The sequence below is a fragment of the Lentzea sp. genome, from assembly GCF_035525475.1.
In the GTDB taxonomy this organism is placed as follows: Bacteria; Actinomycetota; Actinomycetes; order Mycobacteriales; family Pseudonocardiaceae; genus Lentzea.
Window position 1 is genome coordinate 77,725 of sequence record NZ_DATLEC010000250.1, and the last position, 18,205, is coordinate 95,929.

Consider the following 18,205-nt stretch of genomic DNA (forward strand, 5'->3'; position numbering starts at 1 on the left):
CGCGATGGACTTCAGCCTCTTCTACTTCGCCAACGACAACTGCTCGCTCGACGCGGACCGGTACGACCTGCTGCTGTCGGGCGCGAAGTTCGCCGACGCCAACGACTTCACCGCCGTGTGGACCCCCGAACGGCACTTCCACGCGTTCGGCGGGATCTACCCGAACCCGGCCGTGACCGGTGCCGCGATCGCCGCCGTGACCGAACGGGTCGGAATCCGCGCGGGCAGCGTCGTCTCTCCGCTGCACCACCCGCTGCGGATCGCCGAGGAGTGGTCGGTCGTCGACAACATCTCCGGCGGCCGGGCCGGCATCTCGCTCGCGTCGGGCTGGCACGCCACGGACTTCGTGCTGCGCCCGGAGAACTACGAGAACCGGCGCCAGGTCGTGATCGACCACGCCGAGCAGCTCCGCGCCCTGTGGCGCGGGGAGACGATGTCCTTCGTGGACGGAGCGGGCGGCACCAGCGAGGTGCGGATCTTCCCGCCGCCGGTGCAGCGGGAGCTGCCGATCTGGGTCACCAGCGCGGGCGGCGTGGAGACGTTCCGCAACGCGGGCCGGATCAAGGCGGGCCTGCTCACGCACCTGCTCGGGCAGGACATGGACGACCTGGCGGACAAGATCGCGCAGTACCGCGAGGAAGCCGGTGACGCCGGGCACGTCGTGCTGATGGTGCACGCCTTCCTCGGCGACGACGAGGACGAGGTGCGCGAGATCGTGCGCGAGCCGATGTCGGCGTACCTGCGCAGCTCCATCAACCTGCTGCTCGGCTCGCAGCTGCCCGGCGCCAAGCGGATCGACCCGTCGAAGCTGCGGGAGTCCGAAGTGGACTTCCTGGTGCAACGGTCGTTCGACCGCTACTACGACGACGGCGGCCTGCTCGGCACCGTCCCCAAGGCGCTGAAGGTCGTGGAACGGGCGCGGGCCATCGGCGTCGACGAGATCGCCTGCCTGATCGACTTCGGCATCGACACCAAGCAGGTCCTGGCCGGCCTCGACCACCTGAACGAGCTCCGACTCCTTGCGAGGAAGCCTTGAACAACGTCCACGCGCTGTCCGACCGGTACATCGAGGAGTTCGCGGCCCTCGACCCGATCAACGGCAGCTACCTCGGCATCCCCGGCCACGACGAGGACCTGACGGACTTCTCGCCGGACGGGTACGCCGCCCGCGGCGAGCTGCGCGCCCGCACGCTGCGGGAGATGGCCGGCGCCCCTGCCGCCGACGAGGGTGAGGAGCTCGCCAGGGAGGTCTTCCAGGAACGCGTCGGCACCGAGCTGGACCTGCACGAGGCCGGGCTCGACGAGGCGTGCGTCAACACGATCAACAGCCCGATCCAGGACATCCGCATCACGTTCGACCTCATGTCGTCGGAGTCGGCAGAGGACTGGGAGAAGATCGCCAAGCGGCTGGCGAAGGTGCCGGAGACGTTGAAGGGCCTCAGCGCTTCTCTCGAGAACGCCCTGGTCCGAGGCACCTCCACGTCCGGACGTCAGCTGGTCAAGATCGCGGGCCAGTGCGACACGTGGGCGGGCAACGCGGAGCCGGAGTCGTTCTTCACGAAGTTCGTGCGCGGCGCCGAAGACGTGTCCCCGGCCCTGAAAGCGGAGCTGGAGACCCACGCCGAGGCGGCCAACGCGGCGTTCGCCGGCTTCGCCCGCACGCTGCGCGAGGAGATCGCCCCGAAGGCACCGGACCGCGACGGCGTCGGCGCGGACATCTACTCCCTGTGGTCACGCCAGTTCCTCGGCGCGCGCATCGACGTGCAGGAGGCGTACGAGTGGGCGTGGGCCGAGTTCGCCCGCGTCGAGAAGGAGATGCTCGCCCTCGCCGACCGGATCAAGCCGGGCGCCTCGTTGACCGAGGCCGCGGTCGTCCTGGACGCCGACCCCCGCTACCTGATCGAGGGCCGCGAGCAGTACGGGGAGTGGATGCAGAAGCTGAGCGACCAGGCCCTGAGCGACCTGCGCGGCGTCCACTTCGACATCCCGGACGAGCTGATGAAATTCGAGGTGCGGCAGGCGCCGCCCGGCGGTTCCGTCGGCCAGTACTACGCCGCACCGACCGAGGACTTCTCCCGTCCCGGCAGCACCTGGTGGACCGCGCCGGCCGAGCAGACGACGTTCCACACCTGGCGGCAGATCTCCACGCTGTACCACGAGGGCGTGCCCGGCCACCACCTGCAGCTCGGCACCGCCGTGCACCAGGCGGGCAGGCTGAACAAGTACCAGCGGCTGCTCGCCTTCGCGTACGGCCACGGCGAGGGCTGGGCGCTGTACGCCGAGAAGCTCATGCGCGAGCTGGGTTACGTGTCGTCGGACGGCGACGTCTTCGGCTCACTCACCGACGAGCTCTACCGGGCGGCGCGGGTGATCCTGGACATCGGCCTGCACCTCGGCATGGAGATCCCGCGGGGCACCGGTTTCCACGAGGGCGAGAAGTGGACCCCGGAGCTGGCGCTGCGGTTCTTCCTGACCCGCACCACCGTCCGGGAGTCGTTGTCCCGCGACCAGGTGGACCGCTACCTGGGTTGGCCGGCCCAGGCCACGTCGTACAAGCTCGGCGAACGCATGTGGCTCGACGCGATCGCGGACGCCCGTGCGCGGCACGGCGCGGCGTTCGACCTGAAGCGGTTCCACATGCGGGCGCTGGAGATGGGCTCGATGGGCCTGGACACGCTCCGGGTGCAGCTGGCCAAGCTCTGACCGAACCGCGGGCGCACCAGGAACCTGGTGCGCCCGCAGCCGTTCTACTGGGCGTAGACCTCGAACTCGTAGATCCGCGCCGCCGTGTTGCCGTTGTTCGTCGGCGTGGTGACGTTCAACCGTACGTACCGCGCCTGCCGTTGCGTGAACTGGTGGTACGAACGGCTCGCACGCACCGACGACACGTCCGCGACCGTCGTCCAGTTCGTGCCGTCGGTCGACGTCTGGACGTTGTACGCACCGGTGTTGAACCCCGTCGTCTCACCGCCGAGCCCCGCGTGCTTCAGGACGACCGACCCGACGTTCTGCGCCGAACCGAGGTCCACCTGCAGGAACTTCGTGCCGGTGGCCAGCGAGCACCACTTGCCGGACAGGCTGCCGTCGAAGGCCTTCGCCGCCGCCTCCGTGTCGGCGCACGGGGCTGACGCCGTGGAAGGCTTGCCCAGAGCCAGGTTCGTGCCGAGGGCCGGTGCCGCCGGCGGGGGAGCGAAGCCGTCGTTGTAGGACGGTGGCACGTCGGCGGCGTTCGTCCCCCACGTGCTGGGCGACGATCCCATGCTGTAGTTCAGCGTCGTGTTGCCGGAGATGTCCCCGTAGCGCAGCCAGGTCCGCGTCGAGGACGTCCCGTTGCGGCTGAAGCCCTGCACGTACTGGGCCGACGGCCCGGCACCGGACGCGGTGATCTGCACCGTGGCGCCGGGGCGGTTGACCGTGATGGACGGGAACAACGGGCCGTGCAGCGCCAGCACGTCCGAACCCGGCGTGGGCGGGTACATGCCCATGGCCGACCAGACGTACCACGCGGAGGTGGCGCCGAGGTCGTCGTTGCCGGGCAGGCCACCGGCCGCGGTGGTGAACGACTCGGTCATCACGCGCCGGACGGCCGCGCTCGTGCCCTGCGGGTAGGCGGCGTAGTGGTAGGCCCACGGCACGCCGTGCTCCGGCTCGTTGCCGATGTAGAAGTACGGCTGGCTGAGGCCTCCGTTGAGCTGGGTGAAGTGGTGGTCGAGGCGCTGGACCGCGGTCTTGGGGCCGCCCATCAGGTTGATCAGGCTGCCGAAGTTGTACGGCACCATCCACGTGTACTGCGACGCGTTGCCCTCGGTGTAGCCGCTCGGGCTTCCCGGCGTGACGGGCCACGCCCACGAGCCGTCGGCGTTGCGCTTCTGCACGTAGCCGGACTCCGGGTTGTACACGTTGGCCCACCACTGGGCGCGGGTCATGTAGGTGTTGTACTTCGCCGTGTCGCCGACGGCCTTCGCGAACTGGGCGACGGCGAAGTCGGAACCCGAGTACTCCAGCGAGTCCGACGGGTCCTCGGTGACGTAGTGCCGGCTGAGGTACCCGGACTGCCGGCCGCGGATCGACCCGCCCTGCGTGGTGCCGCCGTTGGAACTCTTGTCCATCAACGCCAGCGCGGCGGCCGTGTCGAAGCCGCGCACGCCGAACGCGTACATGCTGGACACGACGATCGGTCCGGGATCGCCGTTCATCACGAAGATCTCCTGGCTGTTGTGGGACCACTTCGGCAGCAGACCGCCCTGCTGCCCGTCCAGGACCATGGACTTGGCTATGTCACTGGACTCCGCCGGTGCGAGCAGCGCTATCAGCGAGGCCCACGAGCGGTAGATGTCCCAGCCCGAGTAGTTCTGGTAGACGGTGTGGGACGCCGTGCGCACGGTCTGGTCGAAGCCGCGGTACTGGCCGTTGACGTCGCTGGCGATGTTGGGGTTCTGGAACACGTGGTACAGCGCCGTGTAGAACTTCTGCAGGTCCGCGGCGGAGCCACCCGTCGCCTGCACCCTGTTCAGCACGTCGTTCCACGCGGTGTCGGCCGCAGACCTGACACCGGCGAAGTCGAAGCCCGCGTTCTCGGCGGCGAGGTTCGCCTGGGCGCCCGCGACGCTGACGAACGAGATGCCGACCTTCAGCTGCACCACGGAGTTCGTGGACGTGTCGAACGTGAGGTAGCCGCCCGAGTTCACGCCGCTGGCGCTCGCCGACCCGGCGGTCACCGTGCCGCCGAGCCACGTGCCGAAGCCCGTCGGCGCGCGGTCGAACTGGATGGCGTAGTAGAGCGGGTAGGTCTTGGACGAGCCGCAGAAGCCACCGCCGGTGAACGCCCCGGTGAGCTGGCTGCCGTTGATCGCGATCGAGCCGGAGCGGTTGCCCGTGGCGCTGCGGCTGCTGTTGATCAGCACCCTGGCCGAGGTCGTGCCCGGGTAGGTGAGCTTCATGAAGCCGGTGCGCTTGGTCGCCGACAGTTCGACGCCGGTGTCGTAGGTGTCGAGGCGGTTCTTGTAGTAGCCGGGCGACGCCGACTCGCTGGCCTTCGTGTACGTGCCCGCGTACCCCGTCCAGTTCGTGCCGGGGGAGGAGGAGAGGTTCCCGGTGACCGGGAGGATGCCGAGGTCCTCGTTGTTGGCGCAGCCCGCGCCGTTGAAGTGGGTGAGGCTGAACTCCTCGATCTTGGTGTCGCTGTAGCGGTAGCCGGACGGGGAGGCGGTCGGCGTGTCCGGGCTGAACTGCACCATGCCGAACGGGACCACGGCGCCGGGGTAGGTGCTGCCGCCCGCGCCGCCGGGAACCGGGTTGGGCGAGTTGCTGTTGTCGGTGCCGATGAACGGGTTCACGTGCTGGGTCAGCGCGGCGAGCGGTGCGGCGGCCGCGGGGGTGGCGGTGGCGAGGCCTGCGATCAGCAGACCCGCCGCGACCAGTGGGATGGAGTGTCTGGCGCGTCGGTGCAGGGAGCCGAACATGGACCTTCCTCTCTTGTCGGGCAGGGGTAGACAACGTTGTCAACGCCCGTGAAGGGGCGCCGAGCGCAGAGGTGAGGAGGTTCAGCAGGCGGGGTAGAGCGCTCTGGTGCCGCCGGTGGCCTGCCGGTCGCTGAACCGGCAGCCGAACCGCGGGTCGTCCGTCCGGCGCACGTCGTCACCGGCCGGTCGTGTGCCGCGGTCCACCCACGTCGTCAGGTCGCGCCAGGCGTCGCCGGCCTCGGCGGGGGAGAACTCGCAGTGGTCGACCGTGCGGATCGCGCGCTGCACCAGCAGCCGGGTGCGGCCGAAGCGGGCCGCGTCGTCGCGGTAGTCCTGCTCCATCGAGAACGGCACGAACAGGTCGCCGATCCCGTGCAGCGACACGACGGGAGCGCTCGGCAGACCCTGCACGGCGGGGATCTCGGTGAGCCCCCGGGTCCTGCGCGCGAAGGGGTTCGCGGGACGGACCCGTTGCACGGTGGCGTCGACGTTCACCGGCGAGTTCGGCCGGTAGCGCGTGGCGACGTTCGTGGCGAGCTGCAGCGGGTTCTCCGAGAGGTCGTCGCTGGTCGGGTTGGTGACCAGGGTGAAGAGGAAGTTCTGCCAGTAGGCGTAGGCCGCGTCGGTGCCGGGCCGCGCGCCGCCGGACAGGGAGGCGACGAGGGCGCGGAACTGGTCGTCGTGGCCCGCCAGCGCCTGCTGGATGCGCGGCACCACGGTGGTGGCGTAGTCCGGCGGCAACGGGTAGGCGCGGATGCCGGTCAGGGTCTGCGCGACGAGGTGGTAGCTCAGGAAGTAGTCGAACAGCTCGTGGTCGCCCACCACACCGCACATCGGCATCGCGCCGTCGTAGAACCCCGGGTACTGCTCCAGCGACCGGGCGATGACGTGCCCGCCCATCGAGACACCGGCGAGGAAGACCTTCTTCGGCCGCTGCACCTTCTGCGCGAAGAGCGACGCGAGCTCACGGGTGGTCGTGACGCCGGCTCGGACGTCGTAGGTGTTGCTGTAGTACGAGGACGCCGCCCACGCGTAGCCCTCGTCGAGCCAGCGCTGCCGGAGCCCGTACGAGGGTGGGTCGACGGTGAGGACCTTGCCGTCGCCGCGGTATCCGTGCGCCCACATCGCGAGGCGGCCGTTCCAGCGCGGCGGCACCTCGATGATGTACCCGGCGTGGCTGTGCACGCCCTGCAGGACGGTCGTCGGCTTGCCGCCGACCGTCGCCGGGGCCAGCGGAGGGTTGACGATCGTGTAGCCGGGCAGCGGCTCGCCGCCGGAACGGTCGGCGGCCGCGGGCTGGGTGGCGGTGAGCACGAGGAGGAACGACAACGCGACGCTGAGCAGTCGTCTCATGCCCTCGGACGCTACTAGCGGCGAGGCACCTGCCGCAGGAAGCCGTTCGGCCGCACGCGGGGTGGCCGGGTGCGGCCGAATGCCTCCGTCACAGGTCGGCCTGGAGCGGGTTGGTGTGGCTGCCGAGGTGGACCGGCAGCGAGTGCAGCCCGTAGACGATCGAGAGCTTGCGGAACGACAGCGCGCCCGGCTCGACCGCCAGCCGCAGCTCGGGGAACCGGCGGGCGAGCGCCGGGTAGGCGATCCGCAGCTCCATCTTGGCCAGTTCGGCGCCGATGCACCGGTGCGCGCCGTAGCCGAACGCCAGGTGCTGGCCGGCAGGACGGGCAGGGTCGATGGTGTCCGGGTCGGAGTAGACGCTCGGGTCGCGGTTCGCCTGCGACAGCGAGCACGCGACGATGTCGCCCGCCTTGATCTTCGTGCCGGCGATCTCGACGTCCCGGCGCGCGATGCGCAGGAACGCCACCTGCACGACGGTCTGGTGCCGCAGCAGCTCGTCGACGACCCCGTTCACGGCCTCCTCGCCGGACCGCACGCGGTCGAACAGGGAGGGGTCGCGCAGCATCGCGAGCGTGCCGAGCGAGATCATGCTGGCCGTCGTCTCGAACCCGCCGGTGAGCAACCCGTCGGCCAGACCGGCGAGCTCGTCGTCGTCCAGCTCGTCACCGTGCTTGCGGATGAGCTCGCCGAGCAGCCCGTCGTTGGGGGCCTGGCGCTGGGCCCGCACCAGCTCGCGGAAGTACACGATCGACTCCGACACCGCCGACAACGACGCCGTCGCCGCACCGCCGAGGTCGAACCGCGACACGCTGCGCCGCTGGAACTCCTCGCGTTCGCTCGCGGGCACGCCCAGCAGCTCGCAGATCGTAAGCGCCGGAACGGGCATCGCGAAGTGCTCGACGAGGTCGACCGAACCGTCCTTCATGGACATCAGGTCGAGCTGGTCCGCCACGATCTGCTCGATGCGCGGCACGAGCCGCGACAGCCGCCGCATGGTGAACTCCGGCGTCAGGACCTTGCGCAGCCGCGTGTGCTCCGGCGGGTCGCTGAACCCGAGCCCGCCCGGCGCCTCGTCCGCGAACAGGCCGAGGTCCCGCAGGTGGCCGAAGTCGTTGCTGAACGCGTCGGCGTCCACGAGCACCTGCTTCGACGCCTCGTAGCCCGTCACCAGCCACACCGGGACCGGCAGCGGCAACCGCGTGACCGGGCCCTGCGCCTGCATGCGCGCGAGTTCGGGCACGGGGTCCAACCCGTTGCGGCGCAGCGGTGCCAGGACCTTGGAGGGCACGAACCACGACGACCCGAGGTCGAAGCCGGTCTTGCTGAGGTGCGCGAGCAACCTCTTCCCCATCCATCCGGTCACGCGGGACCGGACGTCTGTCGCTGACTGCAGAACGTCCCTCATGAGACGGGTCCCTCCGGCGGAAAGGATGAGATGCGATGGCTGACGGCCACAGGAACGGACAATAACGACGCCGCCGCGTGCACGTCGTCATACCTGGGCCTAACGCGCCGTCATACTTTGGTCCAGATGATGATCAGGGAGCCGCTGTGCGCTGCGGAGAGCGTCCACTCCAGAACAGGGTGTCAGCTTTTTCCGTGCACCGGTGGTGAATCGCCGAGAACGATCGTGTTACCTGACACAGTCGACAGGTGATGAGCGCGGAGGAGGCGCGGCACGTCCTGTCGAGGTTCGACAAGAAGCGCCGTGCCCTCGGCCGCGGCTAGTGGCAGTGCCCGTGGCGTCCCAGGGTCTCCACCGGCGTCGCCCCCGGACGGGTCCACTGCGGCACCGGCCGGCTGTCCTCGCCCCAGCTGGAGTTCCCGGCCGCGTCCGTCCGCCAGAACCACCCGGCCTGACGGGGCTCCGGCCACCCCTCGGGATGCGACTCCCACGCCTCGCCCCGCCCGCGCACCGTCATGTCCAGCAGCCCCAGCGACCCGTTGACCCGCTCGGTGCCGCGGCCGGTCGACGAGTAGGTCAGGAACGTGCGGTCGCCGTCCCGCAGGTAGCTGGTCAGGTATCCCATGTCCCCGCCGACGGGCTCGTCCAGGCCGCGCACCGAGTACCAGGGCGACGAGTAGCCCATGAACTCGACGAACGCCGCGACCTCCTCCCACGCGCCGGTGGTGACGTAGGCGAACGAGACGCCGCGCGCGTTGAGGTAGGCGGCGTCGTCGAAGTGCCAGGGGACGTGGGTGCAGCCCTCGCACTGGCCCTGGTGCGGGGCGCCGTCCCACCACATGTGCTTGTAGACGACGAGCTCGTCGCGTCCCTGGAAGAGCTCCGAGAACGGCACCGGCCCGCCGGCTCCGACGACCTCGACCTTCCCGTCGAACTCCACCATCGGCAGCCGGCGGCGGGCCGCGGCGATGGCGTCGCCCTCGCGGGTGTGGGCCTTCTCGCGGACCAGGAGCTCGTCGCGGGCCTGCTGCCAGGTGCCGAGGTCGACGACGGGCGGTTGTCCGGTCATGGTCAGTCCTCCGTGGTGTCGGGTTCGCTTCCACGGAGGTGTCGAACCTGGGCGGCGGATTTCGACATGGAGATCTCCGCGCCTGTCCAGCGCGACCTCAGCCACCGGTCGTGGCTCGCCAGGACGATCGCGCCGGGACCCGGTCCCAGCGCGTCCTCCAGCTCGTCGCACAGCGTCGGCGACAGGTGGTTCGTGGGCTCGTCGAGCAACAACAGCTGCGGCGGTGAGGCCACCAGCATCGCCAGGGCGAGCCGGCGTCGCTGGCCGACGGACAGCGCGCCGACCGGTTTGCCCAGGTCCCACCTGTGCAGCAGCCCCAACGAGTCCAGCGGTACCTCCGCGACGCGTTCGGCGCCGAGCGCACGGCCGTAGGTGGCCCGCGCGGTGAGGCGCGGGTTGGCGAACGTCGTGTCCTGGTCGAGCAGGCCGACGCTCAGCCCCGGCTGCCGCCGCACGCCCTGCACCTCCAGCCGCCCGGCCAGCACCAGCAGCAACGTCGACTTGCCCGCGCCGTTCGGCCCGGTCACGAGCAGCCGGTCGCCCTCGCGCACGTCGAGGAGGTCCAGGGCGAGGCGTCCGGGGACGCGGACCCGCCGCAGCGACACCAGTTCGCCCGCCGACGTCGTCAACGGTGCGGAGAAGCCCAGCGGGCGCGGGGGAGCGGGCACGGCACGGCGTTCCAGGTCCTCCAGACGGCGGGTGGCGTTGCGGACACGGCGGGAGATCTGGCTCTGCACGCGGTTGGCCCGCACGCCGTAGCCCATCTTGTCGCTGTCCCGCATGGCCCTGTTCGGCGCGACCCGGCCCGCGATCAGGCCCAGCGAACCCCGCAGCTCGGCCAGCTCCTCCTGCTCCTCGGCGTGCTGCCGCTCCCACCGGGCGCGGTCGGCGCGCTTCTGCCGCAGGTACTCGCTGTACGTGCCGCCGAACCGCACGGGACCGTCGACCGCGGGGTCGAGGTCGAGCAGGTCCGTGCACACCGCGTCGAGGAACGCCCGGTCGTGGCTCGCGACGACCAGGGCGCCGGGCAGGCCGCGCAGCTGCTCCTCCAGGAACGCGGCCGCGGCGTCGTCGAGGTGGTTGGTCGGCTCGTCGAGCAGCAGCGCGGACGGCCTGCGGACGACGAGCGCGGCCAGCGCCAGGCGGCGGCGCTGACCTCCCGACAACGTCCCGAGCGCGCGCTCCCACGTGACGTCGCCGAGCCCGAGCCCGTCGAGGACGACCCCGGCACGGCGATCGGCGTCCCAGGCCTCCAGCCGCTGGGCCAGTTCCAGCCGCTCCGCGTACTCGGCGAGCGCGGTGTCGTCGGTGAGGTCGACGGCGAGGCGTTCCAGGTCGGCGAGGACCGCCCGTGCCCCGGCCAGCGCGTCGGCGACGACGTCGGCCACCGTCGCCGTGTCCGGGAACGTCATCTCCTGACGCAGGAAACCCGGGTCGGGCGGACGTCGGACGGTGCCGCCGTCGGGCTGGTCGGTGCCCGCGAGCAGGCGCAGCAACGTCGACTTGCCCGCGCCGTTCTCGCCGATCAGCCCGATGCGCCGGCCGGGTGCCGCGGTGAGCGACACCCCGTCCAGCACGCGCCGGCCACCGAAGCCGCGCACCAGCTCGTGCGCGACGAGCGCCGTTTCAGCCACGACCGGCCTCCAGCAGCTTGCCGCCGTCGAGGCGCAGCCGGCGGTCGATCCTCACCTCGCTCAGGAACCGCTCGTCGTGGCTGACGACGACGAACGCGCCCTGGTACGCGTTGAGCGCGCTCTCCACCTGCCCGGCGCTCACCAGGTCGAGGTTGTTCGTCGGCTCGTCGAGCAGGAGCAGCTGCGGCGCGGGTTCGGCGAACAGGACGCACGCCAGCGTCGCGCGCAGCCGTTCGCCGCCGGACAGCACGCCCACCGGCAGGTGTGCCCGCGCGCCGCGGAAGAGGAAGCGCGCCAACGCGTTCATCCGCTCCGCCGGGGGCATGGCGGGGGCGAACGCGGCGAGGTTCTCCGCCACCGTGCGGGAGTCGTCCAGCAGGTCCAGGCGCTGTGACAGGTACGCCACGCGGCCGTCGGCCCGTTTCACCTCGCCGCTGTCCGGCGTCAGCGAGCCGTGGACCACGCGCAGCAACGTCGACTTGCCCGCGCCGTTCGGTGCGGCGAGCTCGATGCGTTCCGGGCCGCGGATCGTCAGGTCGAGGCCGTCGAACAGCTCCCGCACCCGGATGCCCGTGCCGGTGAACAGCGTGCGGCCGGACGGGACGGCGGTCTGCGGCAGCTCGAGGCTGATCCTCTGCTCGTCCTTCAGCGCGCGCTCGGCCTGGTCGAGCCGGGTCTTCGCGGCGCTGAGCCTGGCGGCGTGCGTGCCGTCGGCCTTGGCGGCGGACACCTCGGCGTTGCGCTTCATGTTGCCCGCGAAGATCTTGGGCAGACCCGCGTTCGACAGGTTCTTCTGCGCGTTCGAGGCACGCCGGGCCGCGCGTTCGCGGGCCTGCTGCATCTCCCGCTTCTCGCGCTTGACCTCCTGCTCGGCGCTGCGGATGTTCTTCTCCGCCACCTCGCGCTCGGCCGCGACCGCCTCCTCGTACTCGGTGAAGTCGCCGCCGTAGAAGCGGATCTCACCGCCGTCGAGCTCCGCGATGCGGTCCATCCTGTCGAGCAACGCCCGGTCGTGGCTCACGACGAGCAGACAGCCGCGCCAGTCGTCCAGCACGTCATGAAGCCGGTGACGTGCTTCCAGGTCGAGGTTGTTCGTCGGCTCGTCGAGCAGCAACACGTCTGGCTGCTTGAGCAGCTGAGCGGCGAGGCCGAGCGAGATGACCTGGCCGCCGCTCAACGTGCCCAGCACGCGGTCGAGTGAGAGATCGGCGAGGCCGAGGCGGTCGAGCTGGGCGCGGGTGCGTTCCTCGACGTCCCAGTCGGTGCCGATGGTGGTGAAGTGCTCCTCGGCGGCGTCACCCGACTCGACGGCCCTGATGGCGCGCAGGACGTCCGCGACGCCGAGCACCTCGGCCACGGTCCGCCCGGCGGTGAGCGGCAGGTCCTGCGGGAGGTAGCCGAGGACGCCGTCGACGGTCACGGTGCCGTCCGACGGCGTCAGCGCACCGGCGACGAGCTTGAGCAGAGCCGACTTCCCGGCGCCGTTCGGGGCGACGAGACCGGTGCGGCCGCCGGGCACGGTGACGGACAGGCCGTCGAACACGGGGGTGTCGTCCGGCCAGGAGAAGGACAGGCCGGACACGACGATGAATGCGTCGGACATGGGTGTGAGACCTCGGGTGTGCTGCGCGCGGCGTGATCGCATCGCGCGAGTGGAAAAGGGGACGACGAAACGGCCACCGCTGTCGATGGCCTGTCACATCCCGGGCTCACCCGGAGATGTCGTCTTCACCCACCAGCACGTCGAGCTCCTAGAGAGGGGCGTTGATCTCCCCTCCACGGTAGCAGCTGTCGCGAAGGGAGTACCGGATCCATGATTCACTCGGGTGTGTGGTGAGCAACGAACCCGTCCTCGAGCTGCTGCGCGAACGCCGGCGCAGGCACAGCGTTCCGGGACGACGCGACGACGGCGCCCGGCTCGTGCTGCTGGTCGAGGGCGGCAGCTCGCGCGGCGCGTACTCGAGCGGCATGACCATCCCGATCGAGCAGAACGGCCTGCTGCCGCTGTTCGACGCCGTCTACGGCAGCTCCGCGGGCACCCTGAACGCGGCCTGGCTGCTGTGCGGCCGCGCCGACCGCAGCAAGCACGCCTGGTGGGACCCGGCGGTGATGCGCACGACGATCAACCCGCGCCGCATGTTCAGCAGGCGCCCGGTCGTGGACACGCGCCACCTGATCCACAACATCTACACGGAGCTCCACCCCATGGGCTTCGAGGAGATCCTCGACAACCCGGTCGAGTTCCACCCGATGGCCACGGACGGCCTGAGCGGCGAGTCCACGGACCTGCACAGGACGATCCACGACACGCTGAGCCTGCAGACCGCGCTGAGGGCCTCGACCGCGATGCCGCTGCTCGCCGGTGAACCCGTCGTGATCGACGGCCGCCCGTACGTCGACGCGGGCCTGACCGAGATGGTGCCGGTGAGGACAGCGCTGGCCCAGGGCGCCACGCACGTCGTCGCCCTGCGCACCCGGCGGACCGACGAGGTCGCGATGCCTCCCGTCCGCGCCGAGCGGCTGCTGCTGACGCGCTGGTTCGCCCGGTACGCGCCGGGCGCCGCCGAGCCGTGGATGCGGCGCGTCGAGTCGTGGGTGGAGGAAGAGGCGGCCCTGAACTCGCACCCCGCCTGCCTGCAGATCAGGCCACCGCTGGGCAGTGCGCAGATCGGCCGCACCGAACGCGGCCCGGACGTGCTGCGGGCGGCCTTCGAGACCGGCGTGGCCGCCGCGCGGGAGGCGCTGGCGTCCCTCGTCGGCTGCCCGGAGGAGAGCCGGTGACGCTCGGCCCTGGCCGAGGTCATGGCCACGAGGAACGCGCAGGTCGCGGCCCGCTGCTTAGCCTGCGCGGCGGCGATGCGGATGGGCGCCCGGGAGGCGCGGCAGATCCGGGCTGCCCTGCCGGTGATGCGCCGGTTGCGGGCCGCGCGCACGCCGGACGTGCCGGCGGGCAGGGGCGAGCGCGGGATGACCGAGTGGCGGCCGAAGCTCAACCGCCGGGCGGCCGACCTGATGGCCGCCGTCCCGCAGGGAAGGTGGAGAGCCCGGCGGTCGTGCGCGAGATCGTCTTCGAGGTGGCCGGACAGCTATTTTGATCGCGTGGACTTCGACGAGTACCGGAAGTACGACGCGACCGGCCTGGCCCGGCTCGTCGCGGACAGGCAGGTGTCCGCGGCGGAGCTCCTGGAGACGGCGAGGGCACGCGCCGCCGAGGTGAACCCGAGGCTCAACGCGATCGTCCGGGACGTCCCCGCCGAGCCGTCGGAGGACCTCACCGGGCCGTTCGCCGGGGTGCCGTTCCTGATCAAGGACCTCGGCCAGGACTACGCGGGCCTGCCCACCTCCAACGGGTCGCGGTCGCTGATGCGGCACCCGGTGGCCCAGCACTCGACCGTGGTCCAGCGGTGGGTCGACGCGGGGCTGGTGATCTTCGGCAAGACCAACCTGCCGGAGTTCGGCGCCAAGGCGATCAGCGAGTCGCAGGCGTGGGGCCCTGCGCGCAACCCGTGGAACCTCGACCACACTCCCGGCGGTTCGTCCGGCGGCAGCGCGGCCGCGGTGGCCGCCGGGATCGTGCCATGCGCCGGCGCGAACGACGGTGGTGGCTCGACGCGGATCCCGGCGGCGTGCTGCGGACTCGTCGGGCTGAAGCCGGGGCGCGGACTCACGCCGTTCGGGCCCGATGCCGCCGAGATGATGCACGGCGCGGCGGTGCAGGGCGTCGTGTCGCGGACCGTGCGCGACACGGCGGCGATGTTCGACGTCATCTCCGGCGGCGAGGCGTCCGGGCCCTACTCGGTGGCCATGCCGTCGCAGTCGTTCCTGTCGTGCGTCGGCGAGGATCCCGGCGAGCTGCGGATCGGCGTGCGGGTGCCGTCGGCGATCACCCCGGATCCGGACCCCGAGGCGGTCAAGGCGGTCGAGTCGGCCGTCCGCGTGCTCACCGGCCTCGGCCACCACGTCGAGGAGCTGCCGCAGGCGCCGTTCGACGACGCCGTGCTCGCCAAGGACTTCCTGCTGACGTGGTTCGTGAACCTCGCGTGGAAGGTCGCCGACGCCCAGCGCCTGACCGGGGCGCCGGACATCGCGTTCGAACGCGACACGCTGCTCATGGCGGCGCTGGGACGGGCCACGAGCAGCGTCGACTACGTGGACGCCGTCAACAGGCGGCACGAGCACACCCGCCGGCTGAGCGTGTTCTTCGAGTCCTACGACCTGCTGCTGACGCCGACGCTCGCGACCCCGCCGCCGAAGGTCGGCCAGTTCGACCTGCCGGTGTCGTTGCGGCGGGCGACCGACGTGCTGCTCAAGACCCGCACCGCGCGGTTCCTGCGGCACACCAGGATCGTCGACGACATGATCCAGGACAACCTCGGCTGGGTGCCGTACACGCAGCTCGCGAACCTGACCGGGCGGCCCGCGATCTCGTTGCCGCTGCACTGGACCGCGGACGGCCTGCCGCTCGGCGTGCAGTTCGTGGCGCCGCTGGCGGGGGAGTCGTTGCTGATCAGGCTCGCGGCCCAGCTCGAAGAGGCGCTGCCGTGGTCCGACCGCTTCCCGGTCATGAGCTGAGGAACCGCAGCAGCTCCGCGGTGACGAACTCCGGGTTCTCCTCGACGAGCCAGTGCCCGGCGCGCGGCACGTCGACCGTGCGGACGATGTTCGTCATCCGCGGGGCCGCCGTGCCGCGGATCGACTCGGCCTGTCCTTCCGCGGCCATGACCAGGGTCGGTGCCCGCACGGGCTGCGCGGCCTCGGTGTCGCGCACGTCCTGGTCCAGTGCGCGGTAGAGCTCGAACCCGTTCGTCAGCGCCTTGCCGTAGGTGCGCGCGTACTCGTCGACCTCGGCGTCGGTGAACGGCGACTTCGTCGAGGTGCCGCCGAACGCCGTGCCCTGGTAGGAGACCTGCGGGTAGAAGAGGCGCAGGTAATCGCGGACGTCGTCGTGCACGACGGCCTCCGGCACCTCGCGCTGGGAGTGGAAGGCGATGTGCCAGCTGAGGTTGCGGTAGGTGCGCGCGTCGATCGCGGGGCCCGGCAGCGGCAGGTCGAGGTAGCCGAGCCTGGCCGTGTCTGTGGGGAACTGGACGGCGTACTGGAACGCGACGGCGGCGCCGAGGTCGTGGCCGATGATCGAGGGGTTCTTGATACCGAGCTTCCGCGTCAGCGCGTGGACGTACTTCGCGAGCGTGGCCTTGTCGTAGCTCTTCGCCGCTCCGGTGCTGTCACCGAGGCCGGGCAGGTCGAGGGCGTAGACGGTGTGGCGTTCGGCGAGTGCCGGCATGATCGGCCACCAGCCGTACCAGGTCTGCGGCCAGCCGTGGATCAGCACGACCGGCGAGCCGCTTCCACCTGTCACGTAATGCATCCGGACGCCCTCGACGTCGGTGAACTCGTGCTTGAAGCCGTTCTGGAACGCGGGGTCGTCGCGCGTGGCGGTGGTGTGGGCAGGGGCTTCCGCTGGTGTCGGCGCGCAGGCCGTGAGCATCAGGAGAAGTGCGAGCACGAGGCGTTTCATGGCCTCAGCGTGGAGGGGTTCGTCGTGATCTGGCACGAAAACTTGCCGCTCTGGCAAGATGGCGGACCGTGAACCGCGAAACCGAAGAGGTGCTCGACGGCGTCGGTCCCCGGCTGCGGGCGCTGCGCCGTCACCGCGGCATCACCCTCGCCGACCTCGCGACGACCACGGGCATCTCCGAGAGCACGTTGTCCCGCCTGGAAAGCGGGCAGCGCCGCGCCACCCTGGAACTGCTGCTCCCGTTGGCGCGCACCTACAACGTGCCGCTGGACGAGCTCGTCGGCGCGCCACGCACGGGTGATCCGCGCATCCACCTCACGCCGATCCACCGGTACGGGATGACGTTCGTGCCGTTGTCCCGGCGGCCGGGCGGCGTGCAGGCGTTCAAGATGCTCATCCCCGCAACGGAAAAGCCACTCGAACCCGCGTTGAAGACGCACGACGGGTTCGAGTGGCTGTACGTCCTGAACGGACGGTTGCGGCTGGTGCTCGACGACCTGGACCTGACGGTGCCGCCGGGGGAGGCCGCCGAGTTCGACACCTCGTCGCCGCACTGGCTGGGCAGCGCGGACGGCGGCGCGGTCGAACTGGTGGTGCTGTTCGACCCGCAGGGCGTGCGGGCGCACGTCCACGCCGACCCGCACCGGGCGGCTACCTCCGGTTGAGCCTGGCGGTGGCGATCACGCCGACCAGTCCCACGACCGCGGTGGCGACCCCGAACCCGGACGCCATGGCCGCCGCGCCGACGACTCCGGCGACGAGGCCCGCGACGATCGCGGAGACGCCCATCCCGAGGTAGCCGACGACGTAGATCGCGGTGAACAGGCCCGCGCGTTCGTGCGGCGCGACCTCCGGCACGAGCCCGCGCGTGGTGCCGGCGAACGCGGCGCCGATGCCCGCTCCGGTGAGCAGCGCGGAGACCCAGATGAGCGACGGCGCGTGGGCGCCGATGCTGCCGACGAACACGACCGCGCCCGCGGTCATCCCGCTCGTCCCGGCGAGCCGCAACCGGTGCGGGCGCACCGCGCTCGTCCCGGCGGAGACGACCGTGCCGACCGCGAACACGACGAACGCGGCCAGCGCGCCGACGATCGGGTCGCGCACGTGGAAGACCGACACCAGCACGACGGGAACCAGTCCCATCCAGAGCGTCATCATCATGAACGCGCTGACGATCCCCGGAACCGTCGTCGCGTACAGGCGGCGCACCTGTGCGGGCAGGGACACCCGCGGGATCAGTGAGGCGAGCGCGCCCGGCTTGCGCGTGGCGGTCTCCGGCGTGAACACCGCGAACAGCGTCGCCAGCGCCATGATCACCACGAGCACCATCCACACCGCGAACGCCGCGTCGGACGCGAACTGGGCGATGAGGCCCGAGTAGAGCGCGCCGATGCCCAGCCCGGCGAGCGGCGCCATGCTGGTCATCTGGGCGCCGAGCTTCTTGTGCCGCTCCGGGGCGAGCTCGACGACGGCCGCGCTGAGCGAGCTCGAGGCCGCCGCGGTCGCGACGCCCTGCACGATCCGCGCCACGATCAGCCACTCGATCGACGGCGACAGCAGGAACACCACCATCGCCACCAGGTCGAGCGCGAGCGAGCTGATCATCAACGGCCGCCGCCCCACGTAGTCGGACAGCGACCCGACCACGGGGATCGTCACCAGCAACGCGAACGCGTAGACGCCGAACGCCAGCGTCAGCATCCACGGCGCGAACCCCCACTGCGCCTGGTAGATCGGCAACAGCGGGGTAGGGGCTCCGGCCGC

At 71.1% G+C, this 18,205-nt stretch carries 13 protein-coding genes; 5 read left to right on the forward strand and 8 right to left on the reverse strand.

Translation table 11 applies throughout. From position 1 onward, the window contains the following. Window positions 1-4 precede the first annotated feature (4 nt). Both VM306_RS37995 and VM306_RS38000 read left to right on the forward strand, forming a co-directional pair. Complete coding sequence (locus tag VM306_RS37995) at window positions 5-1,036, forward strand: LLM class flavin-dependent oxidoreductase (protein ID WP_325523791.1); 1,032 nt, start codon at window positions 5-7, stop codon at window positions 1,034-1,036. Further along, window positions 1,033-2,703, forward strand: a complete 1,671-nt coding sequence (locus VM306_RS38000; RefSeq protein ID WP_325523763.1) for a DUF885 domain-containing protein — start codon at window positions 1,033-1,035, stop codon at window positions 2,701-2,703. Before VM306_RS37995 ends, VM306_RS38000 begins: the two co-directional genes overlap by 4 nt. Window positions 2,704-2,747: 44 nt before the next feature. On the opposite strand, the gene VM306_RS38005 is transcribed toward VM306_RS38000, so the two are convergent. The 6 genes from VM306_RS38005 to VM306_RS38030 all read right to left on the reverse strand — a co-directional run bounded on the left by VM306_RS38005 (window position 2,748) and on the right by VM306_RS38030 (window position 12,526). Then, window positions 2,748-5,462, reverse strand: coding sequence for a GH92 family glycosyl hydrolase (locus VM306_RS38005; protein ID WP_325523765.1), 2,715 nt, complete (start codon window positions 5,460-5,462; stop codon window positions 2,748-2,750). Between the two features lie 81 nt (window positions 5,463-5,543). Then, the gene (locus VM306_RS38010; RefSeq protein ID WP_325523767.1) at window positions 5,544-6,815 is read right to left on the reverse strand and encodes a hypothetical protein; all 1,272 of its coding nucleotides are present in this window, start codon (window positions 6,813-6,815) and stop codon (window positions 5,544-5,546) included. Between the two features lie 88 nt (window positions 6,816-6,903). Continuing rightward, window positions 6,904-8,166, reverse strand: coding sequence for a cytochrome P450 (locus tag VM306_RS38015; protein ID WP_325523769.1), 1,263 nt, complete (start codon window positions 8,164-8,166; stop codon window positions 6,904-6,906). A 373-nt stretch (window positions 8,167-8,539) separates the two neighbouring features. Continuing rightward, window positions 8,540-9,289 carry a DUF899 family protein gene (locus VM306_RS38020; protein WP_325523770.1) on the reverse strand — a complete coding sequence of 250 codons (750 nt, stop codon included), beginning with the start codon at window positions 9,287-9,289 and terminating at the stop codon, window positions 8,540-8,542. Window positions 9,290-9,291: 2 nt separating this feature from the next. Further along, window positions 9,292-10,923: an ABC-F family ATP-binding cassette domain-containing protein gene (locus VM306_RS38025; protein ID WP_325523772.1), complete on the reverse strand. Its 1,632-nt coding sequence runs from the start codon at window positions 10,921-10,923 to the stop codon at window positions 9,292-9,294. After that, the gene (locus VM306_RS38030; RefSeq protein WP_325523775.1) at window positions 10,916-12,526 is read right to left on the reverse strand and encodes an ABC-F family ATP-binding cassette domain-containing protein; all 1,611 of its coding nucleotides are present in this window, start codon (window positions 12,524-12,526) and stop codon (window positions 10,916-10,918) included. The genes VM306_RS38025 and VM306_RS38030 overlap by 8 nt, the downstream gene beginning before the upstream one ends. Window positions 12,527-12,756: 230 nt before the next feature. On the opposite strand from VM306_RS38030, the gene VM306_RS38035 reads away from it, so the two are divergent. Then, window positions 12,757-13,704, forward strand: a complete 948-nt coding sequence (locus VM306_RS38035) for a patatin-like phospholipase family protein (RefSeq protein ID WP_325523777.1) — start codon at window positions 12,757-12,759, stop codon at window positions 13,702-13,704. Between the two features lie 21 nt (window positions 13,705-13,725). Then, window positions 13,726-15,495 carry an amidase gene (locus tag VM306_RS38040; protein WP_325523779.1) on the forward strand — a complete coding sequence of 590 codons (1,770 nt, stop codon included), beginning with the start codon at window positions 13,726-13,728 and terminating at the stop codon, window positions 15,493-15,495. Here the strand turns inward: VM306_RS38040 and VM306_RS38045 are convergent. Then, window positions 15,485-16,441: an alpha/beta hydrolase gene (locus tag VM306_RS38045; RefSeq protein ID WP_325523781.1), complete on the reverse strand. Its 957-nt coding sequence runs from the start codon at window positions 16,439-16,441 to the stop codon at window positions 15,485-15,487. The genes VM306_RS38040 and VM306_RS38045 overlap by 11 nt on opposite strands. Window positions 16,442-16,509: 68 nt before the next feature. Between VM306_RS38045 and VM306_RS38050 the strand changes: the two genes are divergently transcribed. Beyond that, window positions 16,510-17,106, forward strand: a complete 597-nt coding sequence (locus VM306_RS38050) for a helix-turn-helix domain-containing protein (protein WP_325523783.1) — start codon at window positions 16,510-16,512, stop codon at window positions 17,104-17,106. On the opposite strand, the gene VM306_RS38055 is transcribed toward VM306_RS38050, so the two are convergent. Next, a partial coding sequence (locus VM306_RS38055) for an MFS transporter (protein WP_325523785.1) occupies window positions 17,093-18,205 on the reverse strand: 1,113 nt, incomplete at its 5' end. The genes VM306_RS38050 and VM306_RS38055 overlap by 14 nt on opposite strands.